We start from the raw sequence: 23,468 nt of genomic DNA, 5'->3' as shown, positions 1-23,468 counted from the left end.
ATTTACGCCACCAACGGTTAAATAAAATAGGTGCTGTCATACCGAGCCTCACATGATTTAGGGTTAATTTATCTAAGGGTTATCGCCCTGACCTGTGTACTAGTTAACTAGATCAAGCTTGGTGTGTCAAGCCGTTTATGGAATACTAGTTAAAATAATTTGAAATTAATTAATATCTATAATTAATACTGATAAAAAGGACTCAACATGTCGCAACAGTTAACTGAACTGCTGGTTAGATATGATTTGCATAGTCATACTACGGCTTCAGATGGTGAGTTAACCCCTGAAGAACTGGTAGAGCGTGCGGCAGAAATGGGGATTAATTTTCTAGCGATCACCGATCACGATACTTGTGCGGCTTTGCCAATCGCACAGCAACATATTGTCGATAAACAGCTTCCCATGGGATTGATCACCGGCGTAGAAATCTCAACATTATGGGAAAATATGGAAATCCATGTGGTGGGATTAAATTTTGATCTCAATTCTCCGGCTATTTGTCAACTGCTCGAGTTACAATCAACCAGACGTTATCAGCGCGGTGAAGAAATAGGGCAGCGGCTAGCTAAAAGTGGTATCGAAAATTGCTGGGAAAATGCTCAGCGATTAGCGCAAGGTGGGCAAGTGACTCGCGCTCATTTTGCTAAATATTTGATAGAAATTGGCAAAGAAAAAACCATCAATAAAGTCTTTAAACGCTATCTAGCGAAAGGGAAAACCGGGTATGTTCCGCCAACATGGTGCTCAATTGAAGAGGCGATAGAGGCTATCCATCAAGCTGGTGGAGTGGCGGTATTGGCGCATCCTTCCAAATATCAGCTTTCGACCAAATGGCTCAAGCGGTTGGTAGACTATTTTAAGCAGCAGGGCGGTGATGCCATGGAAGTCTCGCATTGTCAGCAAACCCACCAAGAAAAACAGTTTTTGTCTCAATTAGCTGAATTTCATCAATTAAAATGTTCTCTAGGCTCGGACTTTCATCGTCCTTGTGGCTGGATTGAGCTGGGTCGTAATTTGTGGCTGCCAAATGATAACAATGCAGTTTGGCAATTGTGGGATAACACGGATAATAATAACGCATTGCTGAGCGCGCAAGTCAGTGTAGAATAGCCAAAATTTAATTTAAACTAGAATTAAATTAACAGTGCAATTATTGTTAATCTATATCCTATAACTCACATTATGAGGTATGGACGTGAGGCATTCACGACCAGAGGATCGCGAGGTAATTTATGAGCCATTTTTTTTATATTCATCCAGATAATCCACAAGCACGCATGATAAGCCAGTGTGTTGATGCCTTAAAACAAGGCGGAGTGGTGGTTTACCCAACCGATTCCGGTTATGCAATGGGCTGTTGTTTGGGCGATAAAAATGCGATGACTCGCATTTGCCGTATTCGCCAGTTGGATTCTAACCACAATTTTACTTTGATGTGCCGTGATTTGTCTGAACTAGCGACTTACGCCCATGTTGATAATACCGCGTTTCGTTTGATTAAAAATAATACGCCGGGTAATTATACTTTTATTTTAAAAGCTACCAAAGAAGTACCTCGTCGTCTGATGAATGAAAAACGTAAAACGATTGGGCTGCGAGTGCCAGCTAATCCAATAGCGCGTGATTTGTTAGAAGCAATGGGTGAGCCATTAATGTCCACCAGCTTGATTTTACCGGGTGATGATTTTACCCAATCTGATCCTGAGGCTATCCGTGATTTGTTAGACCGCCAAGTGGATGTGATTATTCATGGGGGATATTTAGGACAACAACCGACCACAGTGATTGATTTAACTGATGATTCCCCGGTGATTGTACGTGTAGGGACTGGGCCGACTACACCTTTTGAGTAACCGAGGTTTGTTTAGGGCATTAACTGAAAGCTGTGTATAATGCGCAGGGATTTCGATATTTTATCGGGATATCCGCAGCAAGCTATATTAGGCCATATCAAATCAGGCCACATCAAGCCATATTTATAAATCACTGTGTATAACATTGAAGGTGAATGAGTAGGCAGTGCAAAGTAAACAATATTAATGAATATGACGCCTGTGAAGGCGACACATGAGGTATACATGAGCGTTAAAACGCAAAAGACAGAAAAATTACAGAAAGTTTTAGCCCGTTCAGGGCATGGTTCGCGTCGTGAGATTGAAACATTAATCGAAGCTGGGCGGATCAGTGTTGATGGTAAAGCAGCCACATTAGGCGATCGTATTGAAGTTAAATCATCGACTAAAATCCGTTTAGATGGCCGAGTGCTATCTATCAAAGAAGCTGAAAAAGAAGTTTGCCGCGTCATGGCGTATTACAAGCCAGAAGGTGAACTCTGTACCCGTAATGATCCCGAAGGTCGTCCGACCGTATTCGCTCGTCTTCCTCGTTTAACCGGCGCCCGCTGGATAGCGGTAGGTCGTCTGGATGTTAATACCAGTGGTTTACTGTTATTTACCACTGATGGTGAATTAGCTAATCGTTTAATGCACCCAAGCCGTGAAGTTGAACGTGAATATGCAGTACGTGTATTTGGTGAAGTTACTGATGCCATTAAACGTCAACTGACTATGGGTATTCAGCTTGATGACGGCCCTGCATCCTTTAAAACCTTGACCTATAAAGGCGGCGAAGGTATTAACCAGTGGTACAACGTGACCTTAACCGAAGGGCGTAACCGCGAAGTACGTCGTCTGTGGGAAGCGGTTGGTATTCAAGTGAGCCGTTTAATTCGTGTACGTTATGGCGATTTAGATCTGCCAAAAGGCTTGCCGCGTGGTGGTTGGGTTGAATTAGGTTTAGAGCAAATCAATTATTTACGTGAATTGGTTGAATTAGATCCAGAAGTTGTGACTAAAGTGGCGGTTCCTCGCGATCAACGTCGCTTAAAAGCTAATCAAATTCGCCGTGCAGTGAAACGTCATTCGCAGGTGTCAGAACGTACTGGTGGTACTAAACGCCCAAGTACTCGTGCAGGGACTAAAACTGGGGCTAAATCTAGCACCAAACCCGTGACTAAAAGTCGTACCCGTACTTAATTAAGTATACATAAAATAATTTTATTAAAATCAGCCGAGTATTTTCTAGCGGCTGATTTTTTATCATTGCAGTAATATCCCTATATAACCATTAAATACAATAAATTACGCTGCTATTTTATTCTGTATTTTTAATGAAAGTTTGTGATTCCATTTGCATTAATACAATTGAATAAATAAGTAAATGTAATTGTTTGTTGAGATTACTCTTAAATTGAGGTATTTTTACTAAATGTGTTTGCTGAGTCTTAGGTTAAATTAATAGTTAATCAACATATGGTTAGTAAAATATGTTTAGCAGAAATATATTTAAAATAAAGGCTGTCATATTAATTACATTATCCGGATTATGGCTTAGTGGATGTGAGCAATCACTGGAGCCTTTAGCTGAAAATGGGCGTTTTTATTTTAGCTATGATGGTGTAGGTTCACTGCGCTTTAAGATAGATCAGACTGTATATACGCTGCATAATCAACAAACTGGAAGCGTTAAATTAGCGGTGGGATTACACACGCTAACTTTGTCTAATGGCGAAGATATCCGTTTTATGGTGTATCCCGGCAATCAAGGAGGGATTATTAATCCAGCCAAGCAAACCTATTATGCGTATAGTTATTTTCAAAAATTAGATAATCAGCGGACACGGTATCGACTGCCGATTAACTCGCTGAAGGTTAATGATTATCTTGTTTCTGGCTTGATTGAAAGTAGTAATGCGTTATTTATCGATAATTCGTTATTTAAATGTCATTCTCCTATCGGCGAGAAAGTCAGTGAAATAGAATTGGGCACTACTGCTGTTAATGATTTAAAAACCAAATGTTTAACTCACCCAGAATTATTAGATTTGCTAAACAATAATGATACGCTACTATCCCAACTACAGATTACCCGTGATAGCAGCCAAACACTCAATACCATCACCTCTGCTTTCGATTATCGGTTATCTCCCCCTAATTTCACTGATAGCGGATTACAAAAACAAGCGCTTTCAATTATTGAGATTATTAAAAATTTTCGTCAATCACCAGATGCAATGCAAAAAACACATTATTATGATGATTATCATGGATATATTAGCGATATGGCACGTATCTACAGTTTACTTCCAGATAAAAAACAAAATATAGATGATAAACAACGCTATGCAGATTTCATGGATCAGACTGGGGCTATATTTGGCGCTGGCGTATTGGTCATGCAATAGCTGTTTTATAACATTGTTGCTCCAGTTGCTCAAATAGCCACTGATACAATCGCTTATCTGGTTCGTGCTTTTCATCCTAAAATGACGGGCTAAACGGCAGTAAATGGCTTAGCCCGACGTAGTTATTATTTTGAATGATTTTTAGCCATTAGTTTTTACCAGTCGATGCCTTTTTGTGCTTTGATGCCGGCATCAAATGCGTGTTTTACTGGGCGCATTTCGGTGACAGTATCCGCTAGTTCCAACAGGTCGCGATGGCAACCTCGTCCAGTAATAATGACCGTTTGATGCTCTGGCCGCTGAGTTAAGCGTAGGAGAACTTCCTCTAACGGTAAATAGCCATAACTCACCATATAGGTTAATTCATCCAGAACCACTAAATCGATGGATGGATCAGATAACAATGGGATAGCCTGTTGCCAAGTTTGTAAGCAGGCTTGGGTATCATAGTCTCGGTTTTGGGTATCCCAAGTAAATCCGGTGGCCATAACATGAAAAGGGACACCTAATGGTTCGAGCAATGCGCGTTCGCCATTATCCCAACCGCCTTTGATAAATTGGACAACAGCGGCCTTTAAACCGTGCCCAATAGCCCGTGTCACGGTTCCAAAAGCTGCGGTGGTTTTGCCTTTACCATTGCCAGTAAAAACGATTAAAATTCCACGTTCAAGCTGGGCGGATTCAATCCGAGCCTCAACTTTATCTTTCAGTCGTTGTTGTCTCTGTTGATGTTGTGATTCTGGCATCGATTTACTCCGCTATCCCCGGTTTTTTGTTCGGCTGAGCATCAAAGCTGATGCCGCTTTTTCCTTGGCTATCATCACCCATAAGATATACATAAATCGGCATAATATCGGCCGGAGTTTTTAGTGTGAGAGGGTTTTCTTGTGGGAATGCACTGGCTCGCATTTGAGTACGAGTGCCTCCGGGATTGATACAATTAACTCGCAGATTACTTTGTTTATATTCTTCAGCCAGAACTTGCATCAAGCCTTCGGTGGCAAATTTAGAGACAGCATATGCCCCCCAGTTTGCACGCCCTTGTTTACCGACGCTGGAGCTGGTGAATATTAATGAGGCACTGGTTGAGCGTAATAATAGCGGAAGTAATGCCTGTGTTAGCATAAAGGTCGCATTAACATTCACTTGCATGACTTGATGCCATAATTCAGCGGGTTGTTCGCTGATTGGAGCGACAACACCTAATAGTCCGGCATTATGTAGTACGCCATCAAGGCAAGGCACTTGCTGTGCAAGATCCGCCGCGAATGCTTGGCATTGTTCATCGGTAGCGGTTAATAAATCTAGCGTATAAATTAACGGAGTGGACTGATAGGTTTCAGCAATCTGTTGTTGGAGGTCTTTAAGCTTACTTTCGGTTCTGCCCAGCAAAATAAGTTTGGCACCATAACGTGCATAGGTTAATGCGGCTTCTCGGCCAATGCCTGCGCCAGCTCCAGTTACTAAGATAATTTTACCGTTTAATAGGTCACTTTTGGGTTGATAGTGTAACATGCGTTGTTCCTAATCGATTGGCGGTTATTTATCTATTTGTATTAACTGCAATTATTAGCTAATTAAATACAATCGAATTCAGTAGATCCTTGATTAAGAGTAAACTACTCTATAATTTTTGCTAGCCTCATGAATTCATTCATGAGAATATTTTTGTATATATTTAGTCTGAAAGAAGGATTATTTCGTGGAGTATTTTTCTCTGTATGGCTTATTTTTAGCCAAAGTAGTAACCATCCTGTTAGCGATTGGGGCGTTGGTAGTATTAATTTTTGCTAATAGCATGCGTCGTGGTGGGAGTAAAGGCGCATTGAAAATTAGCGATCTTGGTGAGCTTTATCGTGATCGTCAACGTGAAATGCAGCGGCTAAAAATGAATGAAGCTGAGCATAAAGCGTGGTCAAAAGCATTTAAAAAACAGCGCAAAAATGATGCTAAAAAACAGAAGCTTAATGCCAAAGCAGGGCAGAGTGGGGTTAAAAAACCGTGCCTGTATGTATTGGATTTTAAAGGCAGCATGGATGCCCATGAAGTCTCGTCACTGCGTGAGGAGATTACGGCTGTATTAGCGGTAGCCGATAAACAAGATGAAGTGCTGTTACGTTTAGAAAGCCCAGGCGGTATGGTGCATGGTTATGGTCTTGCTGCGTCTCAATTGGGTCGATTGAAAGAAAAAAACATTCCACTAACCGTGGCTGTCGACAAAGTGGCGGCCAGCGGTGGCTATATGATGGCGTGTGTCGCTGATAAGATTGTTGCGGCTCCTTTTGCTATTATTGGCTCTATCGGTGTAGTTGCTCAGGTACCCAATATTCATCGTTTATTGAAAAAACACCAAGTTGATATTGAACTGCATACTGCGGGTGAATATAAAAGAACTTTGACAATGTTGGGCGAGAATACTGATGCCGGTCGTGAGAAATTTATTGAAGACCTCAATGAAACTCATCACTTGTTTAAATCATTTGTGCACGATAATCGACCATCATTAGATATTGAAGCAGTAGCAACTGGCGAATATTGGTATGGAACTCAGGCAAAACACAAAGGTTTGATTGATCAGATAGGTGTTAGCGATGATTTAATTATTGAGCAAATAGAAAATAAAGAAGTGATTAGCGTGAGTTATACACAGAGCAAGAAATTAGTTGAACGTTTTACTGGTAGTATCTCGGAAAATGTGGATAAATTACTATTACGCTGGTGGCAGCGCGGTCAAAAACCGTTACTTTAACCATAATAATCGCTAGATTAGTGGAGTGAAAATAACCACTAATGGTTTTTTAGTGGTTAATTGGATTATTTTTATGGTTTAAATTCAAGCATAAATATAGTCGATAGTTCATTTTATAATATTTAGACACAAGTTATTGCGATAAAGATCATCAGCAGTTTGCTGTTATCTTTATCGCATGCTGATTATTAATCTTTTAATCTATATTGTTCAGATAATGTTTGGGTTAAATGTTTAAACATATTAAATGCGGCGGTACTTTTGGCTGTTGGTACGCCATCTTCATCGAGGAAAAACTCTCCTTTAAACACTAGGGTTGGACCGTGTTGTTCGACAGTGGTTGCGTACATTCCATGAATAAAATCTTCATGTTCTTTAATGATTTTATTCGCTTTTTCTAAAAGCTCATCCCGAGTAATTAGTGTTGGTTGCTTCTGCATAAAACTGACTCCTTAAAAAAATAATTAGTTGCGTATCACCATTTATCAGGTAGAGTGTGTGTTTTTCATTTGCCACTAAACTGCTATTATACAGCAAAAAATATTGCATACTAAAACTCAGTTTCTCTGTGTCTAGAATAGCTCAGTTATTTTTACTGTTTTTGTTCTACCGCAAATAAATTAAAGAAAAAAAGTTGATCTATTACGATTCTTACGCAATATAAGAAAGAGATTTTCAATTTAGTACATTTTAATAATGAATGTACTTATTACAGAAATTAGGTAAAGGTAATTATGGGTAAAGCTCTTGTTATAGTGGAGTCCCCGGCAAAAGCCAAAACGATAAATAAATATCTTGGCAAAGACTACGTGGTGAAAAGCAGCGTTGGTCATATCCGTGATCTGCCTAAAAGTGGATCCGGAACTCAAAAGAGTGCAGCCACATCTACCGATAAGACCAAAAAAGTCAAAAAAAATCCACAAGATGCCCTCGTTAATCGTATGGGTGTCGATCCTTACCATGGGTGGACGGCTAATTACCAGATTTTACCTGGTAAAGAAAAAGTGGTTTCTGAATTACAATCGTTAGCTGCGGATGCAGATCATATCTATCTCGCAACCGACCTTGACCGCGAAGGAGAAGCTATTGCTTGGCATTTGCGGGAAGTGATTGGTGGTGATGATTCACGATTCAGCCGGGTCGTATTTAACGAAATTACAAAGAACGCTATTACACAAGCATTTAATAAACCCGGTGAGTTAAATATTGACCGAGTTAATGCTCAACAAGCTCGTCGCTTTATGGATCGCGTGGTGGGCTATATGGTTTCTCCGCTGCTGTGGAAAAAAGTGGCGCGAGGATTATCTGCCGGACGTGTTCAGTCAGTAGCTGTACGTTTGATTGTTGAGCGTGAGCGCGAAATTAAAGCGTTTGTACCGGAAGAATATTGGCAGTTACATGCTGATTTAGCGGAAAAAACAGTTTCAGCGATCCGCATGGAAGTGACCCACAATAAGGGTAAGCCCTTTAAGCCGGTCACTAAAGCCGAAACTGAAGCTGCAGTGGCATTGCTGGAAAAAGCTAAATTTGAGGTCACTGACCGCGAAGATAGACCAACCTCCAGTAAACCCAGCGCACCTTTTATTACTTCAACTTTACAACAAGCTGCCAGCACACGCTTAAGCTTTGGGGTAAAGAAAACCATGATGATGGCCCAGCGTCTTTATGAAGCGGGGCATATTACCTATATGCGTACTGACTCGACTAATTTGAGCCAAGATGCGTTAACCATGGCGAGAGAATATATTGGTGAAAACTTTGGCGCTAAATATCTGCCTAAAGAAGCCAATATTTACAGTAACAAAGAAAACTCACAAGAAGCGCATGAAGCTATTCGTCCTTCCAGTGTGGATGTATTACCTGATTCCTTGAAAGATATGGAACCAGACGCTAAAAAACTGTACCAATTAATTTGGAATCAGTTTGTGGCGTGTCAAATGACACCAGCCAAATATGATTCAACCACATTAACCGTAAAAGCGGGTGACTTTGAGCTTAAAGCCAAAGGTCGTACGTTACGTTTTGATGGTTGGACGCGAGTGATGTCTGCATTACGTAAAAATGATGAAGATAAAACTTTGCCGCCGATTCAGCCGGGTACGATGTTAAGTTTGGAAGCATTGCTGCCTAGTCAGCACTTTACCAAGCCACCCGCTCGTTACAGTGAAGCCTCTTTAGTTAAAGAGCTTGAAAAACGCGGTATTGGACGTCCATCGACCTATGCATCGATTATTTCTACTATTCAAGATCGCGGATATGTTAAAGCGGAAAACCGTCGTTTCTATGCGGAGAAAATGGGTGAGATTGTTGTCGATCGCCTAGAAGAAAACTTCACTGAATTGATGAGTTACGATTTTACCGCGCGCATGGAAGATCAGCTTGACCATATTGCTAATCACCAAGAAGAGTGGAAAGCGGTGTTAGACGAATTCTTCTCTGATTTTAGTAAGCAACTGGATGTGGCTGAAAAAGATCCGGAAGAAGGCGGTATGCGCACTAATCCAATGGTGTTAACGTCGATCACTTGCCCTGATTGTGAACGCCCGATGGGTATTCGTACCGCATCAACCGGCGTTTTCTTAGGATGCTCAGGATATGCTTTACCGCCGAAAGAGCGTTGTAAAAAAACCATTAATCTGATCCCAGAGAATGAACTGTTAAATATTCTCGAAGGTGAAGATGCGGAAACCAATGCGTTACGTGCCAAGCGTCGCTGTCCGAAATGTGGTACCGCGATGGATAGTTATCTGATTGATACTCATAGAAAACTACATGTTTGTGGTAATAACCCTGCCTGTGATGGTTATGATATCGAAGAAGGCGAATTCCGGATTAAAGGCTATGATGGCCCTGTGATTGAGTGCGAAAAATGTGGTTCAGAAATGCACTTAAAAATGGGACGTTTTGGTAAATATATGGGATGTACTAATGACGAGTGTAAAAACACCCGTAAGATCTTAAAAAGTGGTGAAATTGCGCCGCCGAAAGAAGATCCGGTACCTTTGCCTGAACTGCCATGTGAAAAATCTGATGCTTACTTTGTCTTACGTGATGGGGCGGCAGGGATATTTTTAGCTGCCAATACCTTCCCTAAATCGCGGGAAACTCGTGCACCATTAGTTGCTGAGTTACAACAATTTAAAGATAGATTGGCTGATAAAATGAAGTATCTGGCAGAAGCACCAGCCGCTGATCCTGAAGGTAACCCAACGATTGTTCGTTTCAGTCGTAAGACTAAACAGCAATATGTTTCTTCAGAAAAAGACGGTAAAGCCACTGGCTGGAGTGCATTCTATGTTGATGGTAAATGGGTTGCGAAAGAAAAGTAGTACCCATTTATTGATGTCATATTATTTGCTGAATTATTAGTATATTGACATAGATAAATAAAGGCGCTGGAAATCAGCGCCTTTATTGTTTGGTTATCCGCTAAGATTACCAAATATGTACTCGTTCAGTGGGAGGCAGATATAATTGGTTATCGGGCTTAACATCAAACGCTGAATACCATTCATCGATATTACGTACTACGCCATTTCCTCTGAATTGATTTGGACTGTGAGGATCGGTGAGGATTTTGTTTCTTTCAGATTCTTGGTTCGCTAATTCTTGCCAGGTTCTAGCCCAAGAAATAAAGAATCGTTGTAACCCGGTAGTACCATTAATAATCGGTGGTTCACCGTTCGGATAATGTTCTTTAACGAATTGTTTATAGGCATTTAAGGCAATACTTAGTCCCCCTAAATCACCAATATTTTCCCCCAAAGTTAATTGCCCATTTACGGCTAAATCATTGACTTTAAAATGACTATACTGCTTGATTAGGTCTGTAGTTTTAGCATTAAACTGGGTTTGTGATTGCTCTGTCCACCAGTCCCTTAGGGTGCCTTTGCCGTCATACAGTCGACCTTGATCATCAAATCCATGGCCCATTTCATGTCCGATAACTGCACCTATAGCCCCGTAGTTATAGGCTGGGTCAACATTGGGGTCAAAGAATGGTGCTTGTAAAATAGCAGCAGGGAAAACGATTTCATTTTGCACGGGATTGAAATAAGCGTTGATCATTTGAGGGGGCATCGCCCACTCCCATGCACGGACTTTCTCGCCTACTTTATTCATATCTTGTTGATATGACCAATTTAGAATATTTTGGTAGTTATCAAATAATTGGTCGTCACTTAATGTCAGTTGGCGGGTATCGTTCCATTGATCAGGATAACCCACTTTTACCTTAAATTGGTCAAGTTTAATTAAGGCTTCTTGGCGGGTTTGTTCATCCATCCAGCTATTTTTCTGTAAACGGTCGCGGAAAGTTTGTTTGACATAACTCACTAAATCAATAATTTTAGCTTTTGAATCTGCATTAAAATAGCGCTCAACATACAGTTGACCTAATGGTTCATCTTGCAGTCGGTTAACGGTTTCTAGTGCGCGTTCTTGACGGCTACGTTGCTGTTTAATGCCATTTAATTGGCGAGAATAAAAATTGAAGCGTGCGCTATCAAAATCGGGTGTTAAATAGTTCGCGTTGCTGCTTAATAGATGAAATTGCAGATAATCCTTCAGTGTATTGATATCGGTATCAGCAAAAATCTTGGCAGATTGCTGAACCGCACTGTCATTTTGTACAATAATTTTTTTGAGTTGTTTATCCGAGAGTTTCCAATAATCGAATAGCTCGTTTAATGGATACCCCGCAGTATATTTGGTAACTTCAGCGAGGCTCATTGGATGATATTGTTTGATGGTGTCTCGGTTAGCTTCTGGTGTCCAGTGAGCTTTGGCTAGGGCGGTTTCTAGCGCCAAAACTTTGTGTGCTTTTTGGTTAGCCGAAGCTGAATCTTCGCCTGCGAGTTTCAACAGAGTCACTATATATTCGATATAATTTTTGCGGATCTCAACCATTTGCGGGCTATCATCAAGATAATAACTGCGATTGGGTAAGCCTAATCCTCCTTGTCCCAAATACAGCACATAGGTATCGGGCGCTTTAGCGTCTAAATCAACCCAATACGATATTAAAGAGAAAAAGCCCGGTTGTGCCATTAATTTGGCAATATCAGCATGACTATTGGCTTGTTGTATTGCGTTCAGCAGCGGCTGAGCCGGGGTTAATCCGGCTTGTTTAATTGCCGATTCATCTAGATAGCTAAGGTAGAGGTTACGGATATTGCGCTGATTATGATTTAGCGTATTTTCTGGCTGGTTGAGTAAGTTATCTATTAATGATTGTAACTGCTTTTCGGTTTTGAGATGCAATTCAACAAAAGAGTTGATGCGAGACATTCCGGTAGGAATTTTGGCCTGATCTATCCACTGCTGATTAACATAGTGATAGAAGTCATCTCCCGGGGCAATATTATCGGATAATACGATGGTTTGAGAGCCATAAGTAATATCTTTGGTATAAGCCGAAGGCATTGTTGCTATCGCTGAGATACTAATAGCCAAGGCTAATAACGTTTTCTTCATAGAGCAAAAACCTCTTTTAACTGAGACAGCTAGCGGATTAACCGCACATCTTATCTATCATAAGGTAGGCATAGCTGGTGATTAATTCAATCTCAAATTCTAACATATAGCTGTTAATTATTATTTAAACAATGTTATATTGGTTATATTAACTTATATTTATATTACTTTTTGATATATGTAAGATGATTTAGCTATAGCCAATAGTATGGGCATAAATTTACAGGTTGAGGGTGGTAGAACTATGAAATTGCAGCAATTGCGGTATATCGTCGAAGTAGTAAATCACAATTTAAATGTATCATCGACAGCCGAAGGTTTGTATACCTCTCAGCCGGGGATCAGTAAACAAGTGCGTATGTTGGAGGATGAGCTAGGGATCCAAATTTTTGGACGTAGCGGAAAACATTTGACTCACGTGACGCCGGCGGGTGAAGAGGTGATTCGAATCTCCCGAGATGTTCTGTCAAAAATAGATGCTATTCGTTCTGTGGCTGGAGAGCATACCTATCCTGATAGAGGCTCATTATATATTGCGACTACCCATACACAGGCTCGTTATGCGTTACCCCCGGTAATTAAAACTTTTATTGAACGTTATCCTCAGGTTTCATTGCATATGCATCAGGGATCGCCAACCCAAATTGCGGAGGATGTGTGCAAAGGCAATAGCGATTTTGCCATTGCTACGGAAGGGTTACATTTGTATAGCGATTTAATAATGTTGCCTTGTTACCATTGGAACCGTTGCGTTGTCGTGCCCAAAGACCATCCTTTAGCCAATAAAAAAGATTTAACTATTCGAGATATTGCTGAATATCAAATTGTTACTTATACCCATGGATTTACTGGGCGTTCGGAGTTAGATGTTGCATTTGAACAAGAACAACTGACGCCGAAAATTATCTTTACTGCCACCGACGCCGATGTGATTAAAACTTATGTACGTTTAGGGTTGGGTATTGGCATTATTGCCAGCATGGCCGTTGATCCTGTGCAGGACAGTGATTTGGTTACTATTGATATGCGAGATAAATTTAGCTATAGCACCACTAAAATTGGATTTCGTCGTAGCAGTTTCTTACGTAGCTATATGTATGATTTCATGTGGCGTTTTGCACCGCATCTAACCCGGGATGTGGTCGATAAAGCAGTTTCTTTGCGTAATAATGAAGATATTGAACAGATGTTTAAAGATATTCAGTTACCGATTATTTAGCTGCTATTAAGGCTGTATATTGACAGTGTCTGTTTACTGTTTTTCAGTATAGTACTATTTTTTGATTATAGTACTATTCAGCTACTATGACACTGTAAGCGTGCGTTCTGTAATGTTGTTCATCTATACACTGGATATCTCTATATAAATAAACGGTATAAAGAGGGAGATGAGCAACTATTCGGAACCATATGTAGGGGGATGTTGTGATTGAGTAAGGTGGCGATCAAAAAAGTTATCTGATTTTTGAATCGAACTCAGTAAGTGGCGTTGGATAAATTGCTCAAATTGATGGCTAATTAGTTCATCCTTCAGTGCATCATCATTAAAAAATGCACTAAATGAGGTATATTCAAAATTAATTTCAAAACTATCACTGGAATTACAATTCAAGATTAGCTGGGCATTCTTACGATTAAATAGTAAGTGGTAAAAACATATTTTAGGATAGAATACACTGTTTTGCATAATATTATGTGCTTCTATAACGCAAAATATCAGTGTGGTAGAGAACTGATTAAGATTTTTTTTTAATCTTAATTGAATAGCTTGTTCTTGTTCTTGTAGAAATAGTAAAAATGCGTCTAATCCTTCATTCTGAACATTCAAAATTGTCTCCATGATTAAAGCCAATACACCTTTAGCGATAGTTATTCCTTTAACCTGATGGCTTATTTCCTTTTTTTGTATAGCGGAACAGGTGATTAGAGGCAGTTGCTGTGTTGCATCTAGCCAATTTTTTAATCCAGGCTGATGGGATGAGAGTGTATCGCTAGGGTGATGGGTATTGATATAATGTGTAACAATGGAAATTAAACTAACTAGGTATTTCTTCAGTTTGGTGAGCTTTTCATGGGTGCCTGGTTTTTTATACAGTGATTTGTCGATAATATACTGAATGATGCCATCACTGTCACTATTTCTATGTAGGATAGGCTGAGTTTGCGTTGTCGGCTGCACATCAGAAAGCGTATAGGTATTGTTGATATGCATATTTGCATGGGTATAGGAGTGGATATTCGTATTAGCATAAGAATGTTTGAATCGATGATGATTAAATTTAGTCATAAAATTCTGATCTCATTCTATTGAAAGATAGATAGAATTAAACATAGTCCGTCATCGGCTGAAAGGCTAAATTTTATTAACGAGTGAGAATGTTTACGGGTAATTAATAATATTTTTATGGTTTATGTAGGTCTTAGAGGTGATTTAACTCAGGTTAATAACACGGGCTGAACTGTATTTAACGTTATTTTAAAATTGGCGTTTAACTATTCTTCAATAACGACTTTTCAGTAACTATTTCACATTATTTATACAGAATATAAAATGAGTAGAGAAAATGTGAAGGCACCGATAACTGGTGCCTTCAAGGATTACAGTAAGCCTTTTTCGGCTAACTCTAATGCAAAGTAAGTAAAGATAATATCTGCCCCTGCGCGTTTAATTGAGCCTAGTGTTTCTAAGGTCACGCGAGTCTCATCAATTGCACCGGCCATAGCCGCAAATTTGATTTGTGCATATTCACCACTCACCTGATATGCACCAATCGGTAACTCCGTTCGCTCACGCAGATCGCGAATAATATCCAGATATGCGCCGGCGGGTTTAACCATCAACACATCTGCACCTTCTTGGGCATCAATCAATGATTCGCGAATAGCTTCACGACGGTTCATCGGATCCATTTGATAGGTTTTACGATCGCCTTTTAAGCATGATCCTGCGGCATCACGGAATGGACCATACAGTGCCGAAGCGAATTTAGTCGAGTAGGACATAATTGGCGTATGGTGAAAACCAGCGTTATCTAGCGCTTGGCGAATAGCGGCAACTTGCCCGTCCATAGCTGCTGATGGGGCGATGAAATCTGCGCCTGCACGTGCAGCAGCGACCGCTTGCAAACCCAGGTTATGAATAGTCTGATCGTTATCTACACTCTCATTATGCAATACGCCACAGTGACCATGTGAGGTATATTCACAGAAACAGGTATCTGACATAACTATCAGCTCAGGCGCTGTTTGTTTGGCTATGCGTGACATTCTGGACACCAAACCATTTTCTTGCCATGCATCGCTACCGGTTTCATCTAAATGGTGCGATACCCCAAAAGTCATAATAGATTTAATTCCTGCTTTGGCAATACGCTCAATTTCATACGGTAGACGTTTTTCTGGAATACGCATTACACCCGGCATGCTCTCAATCGGTTGGTACTCATCAAGACCTTCTTCGACAAAGATAGGTAAACACAGGTCGTTTAGTGACAGAGAGGTCTCTTGGAAGATTTCGCGGAATGTTTTTGTTTGACGGAGTCTTCTCAAGCGCTGGATGGATGGCTGATTATTCACAATAGCTCCTTATTTTGTGATCTAGCTGTTTGAGGATAGTGGCTATTTTATGGCAGCTAACGCTCAGTGAGCATAAATTGTAGTGACAGTATAAACGTTATCAACAGAAAGTGAATATAACCGATTGGATGGGGAAACTTGATGTTGATGATAGTTAAATGCTGATGATGGTTAATAGAGTAGCTAATTTAGAAGACCATCGGTTGGATGATCTTCATTAAAAGTATTTATTTGCTAGTACGGGGATTTGTTAAATTTATTATTTATTAAATAATAAATGACCCATTTTTTCGGCTTTAACATCTAAATAATGCGCATTGTTTGGATTACGCCCAACAATCAAAGGCACGCGTTCAACCACATTGATACCCGCTTGTTTCATGATATCTAATTTTTTCGGATTATTGGTTAATAATCTTACTTGGCTGATCCCCAGTAATTTGTACATATCTGAACACAGGGTAAAATCACGTTCATCGGATTTAAATCCGAGTTTTAGATTAGCTTCGACAGTATCCAGCCCTTGATCTTGTAACGCATACGCTCGGATTTTATTCAGCAGGCCAATGTTTCTACCTTCTTGGCGATGATAAAGTAAAACGCCTCGGCCTTCTTTAGCAATTTGTGACAATGCAGCTTCTAATTGAAATCCACAATCACAGCGTAGGCTAAATAATGCATCACCGGTTAAACATTCTGAATGGATACGAGATAGCACCGGAGTTTCGCCAGAGATATCCCCATAGATTAACGCGACGTGATCTTTACCGGTAGCGATTTCTTCAAATCCAACCATTAAAAACTCACCAAATGGGGTCGGTAACTTCGCCTCAGCGACGCGCTTTAGCTGTATATTTTCTTTCATGAATAGATTATAACTCTCGGATAATGATAAAAATGACCGATAAATAGAGTCGTTAAGATTTTCGATTAAGATTAAATAGGCACAGAATTATAGCGTATATTATCTTACGGCGATCTAATTAAGACATTATTTGTACGTTTGTACTCAATCTTAGTTATATTAATACAATAGGTATGATAAAGAATAAACAAATTTAATTAGAAATAATATCAGTGCTAAGGATGACAGAAAATGAAAAAATTTACTTATCCTATTGTGGTTTTTGCGATGATCTTGGCATTGCCGCCATTATTGTTGGTGGCTATGCAGTGGCATTGGCAACCTTTTGATAATCCTTTCGGCTTACCGTTGTTATATATTACTAATACAGCGGGGAAACCGTGGTCAATAATCACTTCTTTGTTGTTATTGCTATTAACACTTTGGCTAATTCGTCCACGAGGAAAGCAGTGGATTAAATGGGTGATAGTGATTACTGGATGTATTGTTATTGCGCAAGGGCTGAAAGTGGGAATAAAAAATAGTGTACAAACGCCAAGGCCTTATGTGTTGTGGCTTGAACAGCAGTATAATATTTCCCCTAACCAATTTTATGCTCAAGATCGCCAACAAAGAAAAGTTCTGATTAAACAATTAACATCAAATGTTAGCGATATTCCACAATGGCAGTTAACTCATTGGCAGAATGAGACGGGGTATTCTTTTCCCTCAGGACACACGTTGTTTGCCGCTGGTTGGGCGTTATTACTGATAGGTCTATTTTGGCAGCGCGGTTATTATTTATGGTCGATTGCGCTAGCGGTGTGGGCTGAAAGCGTTATTGTAAGTCGACTGGTTTTGGCGATGCATTGGCCGAGTGATATTTTGCTATCAATTGCTATTAATGCTGTATTAGCGGTGATCGCATGTCGGCTATTAGCTCAACCGACCAACCGTTAATTGGCTAAATACTAATCGCCAAAGTCTGATTATATTATTGAAATGCGAAAATAAAAATCTCGATAAAACAGGGTATTATTCAGAATGATAGCCAAGGTATAATAGAGAGTGTAATAGAATGTGTATTGCACCGTATCGATAAGGCGATAATTGATATTTTTTGGTATATTACGGATATCGAGTTAGATTTTGTAAAACACGGCCATTATCCGACTTACAGCTGGCAGGTTTATTTGAGAAATTGCTTGGTCTGAACTCAGAGTAAATGCTACCTTATCAGACAGATAATGGATATTTATGTCTATCGACGACAACTGATAACAGGAAATAATGTGAAATATTTTCTAATTTTATTACTGGCAGTGGTGATTTTTATTGTGTCAATAACGCTAGGATCGAGTAACGACCAAGTGATTAGCTTTAATTATCTGATTGCTAAAGGTGACTTCTCTGTTTCTACACTGTTGGCCTCATTGTTTGGTATGGGGTTTATTTTAGGTTGGTTGGTCTGTGGTATTTTCTATTTAAGATCATTGGTTGCTTTGACGAATGCCCGTCGTAAAATTAAACGCTTAGAATCACAATTAACTGAGTCAGGCAAAAATGCATCCGAATCGGCGGTATCTGCTGTGACCTTATCAAATAAGGATTAATTTTCTATGTTAGAGCTGCTATTTCTGCTGCTACCGATTGCTGCCGCCTATGGCTGGTATATGGGGCGTAGAAGTGCTCAACAAGATAAACAACAGAACGCTGATCGTCTGTCGCGTGAATATGTGACAGGCGTTAACTTTCTTTTATCCAATCAACAAGATAAAGCGGTTGATCTGTTCCTTGATATGCTGAAGGAAGATAGCTCTGCTTTTGAAGCTCATCTAACTCTCGGTAATTTGTTTCGTTCTCGAGGTGAAGTTGAACGTGCGATTCGTATTCACCAATCATTAGTTGAAAGTGCCTCGTTATCTTTTGAACAACGTCTGCTCGCGACCCAACAATTGGGGCGTGATTATATGGCGGCGGGTGTCTATGACCGGGCAGAGAATATGTTTTTACAATTGACTGATGAAGTGGATTTTAAAAATAGTGCTTATCAATCTTTATTATCGATTTATCAATTGACTAGTGACTGGCATAAAGCCATTGATGTGGCAACCAAGTTAGTTAAATTGGGGAATAATGCGCTACGTGAAGATATAGCCCAGTTTTATTGTGAATTGGCCTTACAGCAATTGGGCAGCGATGATTTAGATGCCGGTTTAAATTTATTGAATAAAGCCGAACAAGCAGATAAAAATTGTGCGCGTGTTTCAATTATGAAAGGGCGTATTTATATAGAAAAAAATGCCTACGATAAAGCCATTGCCTCGTTGAAACAGGTTTATCAACAAGATCGCGAATTAGTTACTGAAACGTTGCCGCTACTTTATGAATGCTATAAACAACTGGATAATATGCAAGAATGGGCTGAATTCTTGCAACAGTGTGTCGCCGGTGATTCTGGCGCTGCGGCTGAACTCTATTTAGCGGATATTATTGCCCAAAGCGAGGGGCACGATAAAGCATTGACCTATATTAATGCTCAATTGCAACGCCATCCAACAATGCGCTTATTCTATCGTTTGATGGAGTATCATTTACAAGACGCCGAAGAAGGGCGAGCCAAAGAAAGCTTAATTTTATTACGTAAAATGGTCGGTGAACAAATCCGAACCAAACCTGATTACCGTTGTCGTAAATGTGGATTTACCTCACACTCGTTATATTGGCATTGCCCATCTTGCCGTTCATGGGATACGACAAAACCTATTCGCGGGCTAGATGGTCAGTGACACTGTCACATCACATTTTCGTTTTTTTCAAATGATATAAAGGCATAGCATAGAAATGAACTCCCCAACTCAAAATCAAACAATGGCACCTGTCGATCCATCGGTTATTGTTGCTCTCGATTATGATGATATTAATCAGGCATTGGCCTTTGTTGACCGTATTGATCCGCGCGATTGTCGGCTAAAAGTTGGCAAGGAGATGTTTACTTTTCATGGGCCTGAGCTGGTTAAGCAATTAAAACAACGTGGATTTGATGTGTTTCTGGATTTAAAATTCCACGATATTCCCAATACTGTTGCGCGTGCAGTGGCTGCGGCGGCAGAAATGGGGGTTTGGATGGTCAATGTACATGCCAGTGGGGGGACACGTATGATGGATGCGGCGAAAGAGGTATTAATGCCTTACGGTAAAGATGCCCCGCTACTGACGGCGGTAACAGTATTAACCAGTATGGATCAAACTGATTTGGCCGGTATTGGTATCGATGTTTCACCGGCCGAACATGCAGAACGTTTAGCTTTACTGAGTAAAAACAGTGGATTGGATGGGGTTGTTTGCTCTGCACATGAAGCAGCCCATTTAAAACAATTATGTGGCGCTGGTTTTAAATTGGTCACTCCTGGCATTCGTCCCGTAGGCAGTGATATTGGCGATCAACGTCGGATTATGACCCCACAAGATGCAATTGCCGCAGGGGTGGATTATATGGTCATTGGTCGTCCCATTACTCGCAGTGATTCTCCAACCCAAATGCTAAAACAAATTAATGAATCACTGAAGGGGCTGTAATGAAAGATAATAATAGCCGCTTAGTCTATAGCACTGATATAGGGCGTATCGAGGAAGAAAAACCACGTATCGAACGACCTAAAGGCGATGGTATTGTGCGGATCCGCCGTGAAACCTCAGGCCGAAAAGGCAAGGGGGTTTGTGTTATCACTGGATTGGATTTAGACGATAGCGCATTAGCTAAATTGGCTGCTGAATTAAAGAAAAAATGTGGCTGTGGTGGTGCGATTAAAGACGGTAATATTGAAATTCAAGGCGATAAACGCGACTTAATTAAGCAGCTACTTGAAGGCATGGGTCATAAAGTGAAGCTGGCTGGTGGATAAAACCAGTGGATGACGGACGTCGATTTAACAGAAATACAAAGTGACAGTAATATTAATTAATGAATAAAATAATAGGGCGCAGAATAAGCGCCCTATTTATAGTGTTTTTAAGCGGCATTCGCTAATGGTATTATTTTTTAACCTGATGACCAATAACCCCCCCGACAGCAGCCCCACCCACAGTGCCTAATACACTTCCCCCGGTCAATACCGCGCCACCTACGGCACCAATCCCTGCGCCAGCCGCGGTATTTTTATCTCGTTTAGACATATTTGAACACGCAGACAGTGAAAGGATTACGACTGCGGCTACGGCATATGCTGTAATGGATTTTTGTCTAGCTTTCATAATTCAATTCCTCATTTTAATAGTCAATCTACGTTAGCATAGCCCAGTAATTAGCAAATGAGAATAATCGGGGATTTTTATTTAATTACCCCGATAATTTAACTTTAAGTGCGGTTTTTTTCTCGAAGCACCAGCATAATGGACTCTGCGAAACTACGGCTACGCCAATACAAAGTTACTCTACTGAGATATAAGGTTAAATAGGGAAGATTAAGCCCGTCCAATGCAATAATAGGGCTATAAATATAGAAAACAAGCGAGTAAAAATAGACAGGGTAAGTAATTCGATAGGAACAATATAGACACAATAAAAAGCCGGATGATTTTCACCCGGCTAGAATATCGATAATCTAAAATTAGTTGACGGGGCGCGCTACGATATTGCGAGTCTCCATACGGACCTCTGCAATACGTACATCGATAATATCATTCAGTTTATAGACGGGTTCACCCTTAATCAGAACCGCGCCGGTTTCTTGGCTGCATTGAATTTCATCACGCGTTGAATGTAAGAACGTGGCGGGAATAAATGCCACAGCCCCATTATCGACTAGGCGAATACGAATCCCACCGCGTGTTATATCAATAATTTCCGCACTGAAAACCTGATCAGTCCCAGCATATGGGCTAAGGAAGCGAGAATATAGCCAATCTCCAACATCTCGTTCCGCCATGCGATTAGCACGGCGACGCTCAGCTAAATGAAGCGATAACTCTTCTGATGGTTTCTCAGTGCTTGGTTTACCGGCAATAATTGATTTTAATAAACGGTGATTGACGATATCTGAATATTTACGGATGGGCGATGTCCATGTCGCGTAGGCATCAAAACCTAATCCGTAATGGGGCGCGGGTTCATTTTTGACTTCAGCAAATGTCTGGAAGCGACGAACGCGGCTATCCAAAAATTGAGTCGGCTGACGGTCTAAAATGCGGCGAATTTTACGGAAGCCTTCGATGGATAGCAGTGACTCTGCGTCAGTTTCAATGCCATTATCTTTTAATGTTTGTACCACTTGTTCGATATTTAGTGGGTCAAAACCGGCATGCACATTAAACACGCCAAAGCCTAATTTATTTTTCAGCTCTGAGGCAGCGCATAGATTAGCGGTGATCATTGCTTCTTCTACAATTCGGTTAGCTGCACGGCGGTTTTCAGCGACGATATCAACTACCACGCCGTTATCATCGAGAATAAACCTAAAATCAGGGCGATCTTTAAACACTAAGGCATTATCCTGACGCCATTGACTACGGCGTGTAGACATCTCAAATAAGCGTTCAATTTGTTGCTCAACTTGAGGGTTTTCTGGCTGCCAAGTTCCTGTTTTTTCAATCCAATCAGATACCAAGTCATAGGCAAGCTTGGCTTTTGACTCAATCCATGCGGCAAAAAATTGAATATTATCAGCTAAAGTACCATCAGCTAAAATGGTGACTGAGCAGACGAGTGCAGGACGCCGTTCATTCGGACGCAACGAGCATAAATCATCTGACAATGCGCGGGGCAGCATCGGGATATTAAAGCCGGGTAAATAATTGGTATACGCACGGGCTGCGGCAATTTTATCTAATGGGCTGTCTTTAGCGATATAACTGGTGGGATCAGCAATGGCGATAAACAGTTTCAGATCACCGGCTTCTGTGCGTTCAACATATAATGCATCGTCCATATCTTCGGTGCTGGCACTATCGATAGTGACAAAGAATAAATCGGTTAAGTCAATACGTTCTAGATCATTATCATCGCGTTCGCAGTCAACCATCTCAGGGGCAATACGCTCTAATTGGTGGCGGCGTAATGTTACCCACCATGGAGCGTAGTGATCGTCAGCGTCAGTAATAAATTCAGTAATTTCAGCGTTAAAAGCTTTATCGCCTTTAAGCGGGTGACGGCGCATTTCAGCTACGGCCCAATCACCTTGCTTAAATTGATGATCTACGTCTTTGGCAGGGCGACAAAAAATAGCGTCGCGTAATAATGGATGGTCGGGAATAATGGACAGACGATTATCGTTTTCTTTCTTTTGAATTCTACCGACAAATCGAGTCAAAAATGGCTCAACCAACTCTTCTGGCTCGACGGATTCACGGTCTTTATCAGTATGAATAGTTGCGATGATCCGGTCGCCATGCATGACTTTTTTCATTTGTGGCGGGGGGATAAAATAACTTTTTTGTCCGTCAACCTCAAGAAAGCCAAAGCCTTTTTCTGTGCCTTTTACGATCCCTTCCGCTCTCGGCGTGGTCGCGTGAAGTTGCTGTTTAAGCTGTGCAAGCAGCGGATTATCTTGAAACATACTTACCATTTTTCGTGGAGTTTA

21 protein-coding genes are annotated in these 23,468 nt (G+C 40.6%); 12 read left to right on the top strand and 9 right to left on the bottom strand.

Annotated features, from left to right (window positions below):
* Positions 1-207: 207 nt before the first annotated feature.
* The 4 genes from rnm to MNY66_RS08385 all read left to right on the top strand — a co-directional run bounded on the left by rnm (position 208) and on the right by MNY66_RS08385 (position 4,246).
* Positions 208-1,113 carry an RNase RNM gene (rnm, locus tag MNY66_RS08400; protein ID WP_047256168.1) on the top strand — a complete coding sequence of 302 codons (906 nt, stop codon included), beginning with the start codon at positions 208-210 and terminating at the stop codon, positions 1,111-1,113.
* A 122-nt stretch (positions 1,114-1,235) separates the two neighbouring features.
* On the top strand, positions 1,236-1,856 hold the full coding sequence (locus MNY66_RS08395) for an L-threonylcarbamoyladenylate synthase (protein WP_241500668.1): 621 nt from the start codon (positions 1,236-1,238) through the stop codon (positions 1,854-1,856).
* 225 nt (positions 1,857-2,081) lie between these two features.
* Positions 2,082-3,038, top strand: a complete 957-nt coding sequence (gene rluB / locus MNY66_RS08390; protein WP_047256166.1) for a 23S rRNA pseudouridine(2605) synthase RluB — start codon at positions 2,082-2,084, stop codon at positions 3,036-3,038.
* Between the two features lie 290 nt (positions 3,039-3,328).
* Positions 3,329-4,246: a hypothetical protein gene (locus MNY66_RS08385; protein WP_047256165.1), complete on the top strand. Its 918-nt coding sequence runs from the start codon at positions 3,329-3,331 to the stop codon at positions 4,244-4,246.
* Between the two features lie 155 nt (positions 4,247-4,401).
* Here the strand turns inward: MNY66_RS08385 and cobO are convergent, their stop codons facing one another.
* On the bottom strand, positions 4,402-4,992 hold the full coding sequence (gene cobO, locus MNY66_RS08380) for a cob(I)yrinic acid a,c-diamide adenosyltransferase (RefSeq protein ID WP_047256164.1): 591 nt from the start codon (positions 4,990-4,992) through the stop codon (positions 4,402-4,404).
* 4 nt (positions 4,993-4,996) lie between these two features.
* The gene (locus MNY66_RS08375; RefSeq protein WP_241500667.1) at positions 4,997-5,761 is read right to left on the bottom strand and encodes a YciK family oxidoreductase; all 765 of its coding nucleotides are present in this window, start codon (positions 5,759-5,761) and stop codon (positions 4,997-4,999) included.
* A 187-nt stretch (positions 5,762-5,948) separates the two neighbouring features.
* Here MNY66_RS08375 and sohB point away from each other — a divergent pair, with 187 nt between their 5' ends.
* A complete protein-coding gene (gene sohB / locus MNY66_RS08370; protein ID WP_241500666.1) occupies positions 5,949-6,995 on the top strand; it encodes a protease SohB in 1,047 nt (348 codons plus the stop codon).
* 188 nt (positions 6,996-7,183) lie between these two features.
* On the opposite strand, the gene MNY66_RS08365 is transcribed toward sohB, so the two are convergent.
* Positions 7,184-7,435 carry a DUF2498 family protein gene (locus MNY66_RS08365; RefSeq protein WP_047256161.1) on the bottom strand — a complete coding sequence of 84 codons (252 nt, stop codon included), beginning with the start codon at positions 7,433-7,435 and terminating at the stop codon, positions 7,184-7,186.
* A gap of 294 nt (positions 7,436-7,729) precedes the next feature.
* Here MNY66_RS08365 and topA point away from each other — a divergent pair, with 294 nt between their 5' ends.
* Positions 7,730-10,324, top strand: a complete 2,595-nt coding sequence (gene topA / locus MNY66_RS08360) for a type I DNA topoisomerase (RefSeq protein ID WP_047256160.1) — start codon at positions 7,730-7,732, stop codon at positions 10,322-10,324.
* A gap of 106 nt (positions 10,325-10,430) precedes the next feature.
* Here the strand turns inward: topA and MNY66_RS08355 are convergent, their stop codons facing one another.
* On the bottom strand, positions 10,431-12,470 hold the full coding sequence (locus MNY66_RS08355) for a M13 family metallopeptidase (RefSeq protein WP_241500665.1): 2,040 nt from the start codon (positions 12,468-12,470) through the stop codon (positions 10,431-10,433).
* Positions 12,471-12,714: 244 nt separating this feature from the next.
* On the opposite strand from MNY66_RS08355, the gene cysB reads away from it, so the two are divergent.
* Complete coding sequence (gene cysB, locus MNY66_RS08350; RefSeq protein WP_241500664.1) at positions 12,715-13,689, top strand: HTH-type transcriptional regulator CysB; 975 nt, start codon at positions 12,715-12,717, stop codon at positions 13,687-13,689.
* Between the two features lie 177 nt (positions 13,690-13,866).
* Here cysB and MNY66_RS08345 read toward each other — a convergent pair whose 3' ends face one another.
* The 3 genes from MNY66_RS08345 to ribA form a co-directional block, all read right to left on the bottom strand.
* Entirely contained in the window at positions 13,867-14,757 is an 891-nt protein-coding gene (locus tag MNY66_RS08345) for a hypothetical protein (RefSeq protein ID WP_241500663.1), read from the bottom strand.
* 311 nt (positions 14,758-15,068) lie between these two features.
* Complete coding sequence (hemB, locus tag MNY66_RS08340) at positions 15,069-16,046, bottom strand: porphobilinogen synthase (protein WP_241500662.1); 978 nt, start codon at positions 16,044-16,046, stop codon at positions 15,069-15,071.
* Between the two features lie 259 nt (positions 16,047-16,305).
* The gene (gene ribA / locus MNY66_RS08335) at positions 16,306-16,899 is read right to left on the bottom strand and encodes a GTP cyclohydrolase II (RefSeq protein WP_047256233.1); all 594 of its coding nucleotides are present in this window, start codon (positions 16,897-16,899) and stop codon (positions 16,306-16,308) included.
* A 243-nt stretch (positions 16,900-17,142) separates the two neighbouring features.
* Between ribA and MNY66_RS08330 the strand changes: the two genes are divergently transcribed.
* The 5 genes from MNY66_RS08330 (at position 17,143) to yciH (ending at position 20,795) form a co-directional block, all read left to right on the top strand.
* Positions 17,143-17,850 carry a phosphatase PAP2 family protein gene (locus MNY66_RS08330; protein ID WP_241500661.1) on the top strand — a complete coding sequence of 236 codons (708 nt, stop codon included), beginning with the start codon at positions 17,143-17,145 and terminating at the stop codon, positions 17,848-17,850.
* Positions 17,851-18,182: 332 nt separating this feature from the next.
* A complete protein-coding gene (locus MNY66_RS08325) occupies positions 18,183-18,503 on the top strand; it encodes a LapA family protein (protein WP_047256154.1) in 321 nt (106 codons plus the stop codon).
* 6 nt (positions 18,504-18,509) lie between these two features.
* Positions 18,510-19,679: a lipopolysaccharide assembly protein LapB gene (gene lapB / locus MNY66_RS08320; RefSeq protein WP_047256153.1), complete on the top strand. Its 1,170-nt coding sequence runs from the start codon at positions 18,510-18,512 to the stop codon at positions 19,677-19,679.
* A 55-nt stretch (positions 19,680-19,734) separates the two neighbouring features.
* Entirely contained in the window at positions 19,735-20,469 is a 735-nt protein-coding gene (pyrF, locus tag MNY66_RS08315) for an orotidine-5'-phosphate decarboxylase (RefSeq protein ID WP_241500660.1), read from the top strand.
* Positions 20,469-20,795: a stress response translation initiation inhibitor YciH gene (yciH, locus tag MNY66_RS08310; protein ID WP_053908300.1), complete on the top strand. Its 327-nt coding sequence runs from the start codon at positions 20,469-20,471 to the stop codon at positions 20,793-20,795. Before pyrF ends, yciH begins: the two co-directional genes overlap by 1 nt.
* A gap of 130 nt (positions 20,796-20,925) precedes the next feature.
* Here the strand turns inward: yciH and osmB are convergent, their stop codons facing one another.
* Positions 20,926-21,144 carry an osmotically-inducible lipoprotein OsmB gene (gene osmB / locus MNY66_RS08305; RefSeq protein ID WP_047256150.1) on the bottom strand — a complete coding sequence of 73 codons (219 nt, stop codon included), beginning with the start codon at positions 21,142-21,144 and terminating at the stop codon, positions 20,926-20,928.
* Between the two features lie 356 nt (positions 21,145-21,500).
* Positions 21,501-23,444, bottom strand: a complete 1,944-nt coding sequence (locus MNY66_RS08300) for an exoribonuclease II (protein WP_241500659.1) — start codon at positions 23,442-23,444, stop codon at positions 21,501-21,503.
* Positions 23,445-23,468 lie beyond the last annotated feature (24 nt).

Origin of the sequence: Moellerella wisconsensis, from assembly GCF_022592395.1 — a bacterium.
Lineage (GTDB): Bacteria > Pseudomonadota > Gammaproteobacteria > Enterobacterales > Enterobacteriaceae > Moellerella > Moellerella wisconsensis.
The sequence above is the reverse complement of the archived record's forward strand: the minus strand, read 5'-3'. Positions and strand labels throughout refer to the sequence as shown.

Bases quoted from the DNA above. Each gene is read 5' to 3' on its own strand.
- MNY66_RS08300 (WP_241500659.1), bottom strand. From the start codon at position 23,444: ATGTTTCAAGATAATCCGCTGCTTGCACAGCTTAAACAGCAACTTCAC.
- MNY66_RS08345 (WP_241500663.1), bottom strand. From the start codon at position 14,757: ATGACTAAATTTAATCATCATCGATTCAAACATTCTTATGCTAATACG.
- MNY66_RS08395 (WP_241500668.1), top strand. From the start codon at position 1,236: ATGAGCCATTTTTTTTATATTCATCCAGATAATCCACAAGCACGCATG.
- MNY66_RS08365 (WP_047256161.1), bottom strand. From the start codon at position 7,435: ATGCAGAAGCAACCAACACTAATTACTCGGGATGAGCTTTTAGAAAAA.
- MNY66_RS08375 (WP_241500667.1), bottom strand. From the start codon at position 5,761: ATGTTACACTATCAACCCAAAAGTGACCTATTAAACGGTAAAATTATC.
- MNY66_RS08385 (WP_047256165.1), top strand. From the start codon at position 3,329: ATGTTTAGCAGAAATATATTTAAAATAAAGGCTGTCATATTAATTACA.
- cysB (WP_241500664.1), top strand. From the start codon at position 12,715: ATGAAATTGCAGCAATTGCGGTATATCGTCGAAGTAGTAAATCACAAT.
- MNY66_RS08330 (WP_241500661.1), top strand. From the start codon at position 17,143: ATGAAAAAATTTACTTATCCTATTGTGGTTTTTGCGATGATCTTGGCA.
- rluB (WP_047256166.1), top strand. From the start codon at position 2,082: ATGAGCGTTAAAACGCAAAAGACAGAAAAATTACAGAAAGTTTTAGCC.
- topA (WP_047256160.1), top strand. From the start codon at position 7,730: ATGGGTAAAGCTCTTGTTATAGTGGAGTCCCCGGCAAAAGCCAAAACG.
- osmB (WP_047256150.1), bottom strand. From the start codon at position 21,144: ATGAAAGCTAGACAAAAATCCATTACAGCATATGCCGTAGCCGCAGTC.
- MNY66_RS08355 (WP_241500665.1), bottom strand. From the start codon at position 12,470: ATGAAGAAAACGTTATTAGCCTTGGCTATTAGTATCTCAGCGATAGCA.
- pyrF (WP_241500660.1), top strand. From the start codon at position 19,735: ATGAACTCCCCAACTCAAAATCAAACAATGGCACCTGTCGATCCATCG.
- rnm (WP_047256168.1), top strand. From the start codon at position 208: ATGTCGCAACAGTTAACTGAACTGCTGGTTAGATATGATTTGCATAGT.
- cobO (WP_047256164.1), bottom strand. From the start codon at position 4,992: ATGCCAGAATCACAACATCAACAGAGACAACAACGACTGAAAGATAAA.
- lapB (WP_047256153.1), top strand. From the start codon at position 18,510: ATGTTAGAGCTGCTATTTCTGCTGCTACCGATTGCTGCCGCCTATGGC.
- yciH (WP_053908300.1), top strand. From the start codon at position 20,469: ATGAAAGATAATAATAGCCGCTTAGTCTATAGCACTGATATAGGGCGT.